The sequence below is a fragment of the Pseudoflavonifractor capillosus genome, assembly GCF_016902575.1.
In the GTDB taxonomy this organism is placed as follows: domain Bacteria; phylum Bacillota; class Clostridia; order Oscillospirales; family Oscillospiraceae; genus Enterenecus; species Enterenecus capillosus_A.
The window spans coordinates 1-365 of record NZ_JACSNZ010000135.1 but is presented as its reverse complement, the minus strand read 5'-3'; the positions used below and the strand labels follow the sequence as shown (position 1 = coordinate 365).

The following is a 365-nucleotide window of genomic DNA, read 5'->3' as shown; positions in this document are numbered from 1 at the left end:
AAGGTAGAGCGGCAGGTACAGCGCATCCACAAAAAACTGGTGGTCTCCCAGCCCAAGACCAAGGCGTCCAGCCGAAGCCTGGTCCTCCCCCGCCCCATTCTCCACGTCCTGCTCCGGTATCGGGAGGGCAGCAGCTCCCGATGGATGTTCCCCTCCCCCAAAAAGAAGGACTCCCCTTTGGACCCGGCAGCGGTACGAAAGAAGCTATCCAAGGTACTGGAACGGGCAGGATGCAAGCACGTCCGTTTCCACGACCTCCGCCACACCTTCGCCACCAACGCCCTGGAGCATGGCATGGACATCAAGACCTTATCCGCCATCATCGGCCATGTGTCCAGCGCCACGACACTGAACGTCTACGCCCA

At 60.8% G+C, this 365-nt stretch carries 1 protein-coding gene; it reads left to right on the top strand.

The features are described 5' to 3' along the window. On the top strand, window positions 1-365 hold a 365-nt coding region (locus H9X86_RS12235; RefSeq protein ID WP_204901762.1), incomplete at both ends, for a site-specific integrase.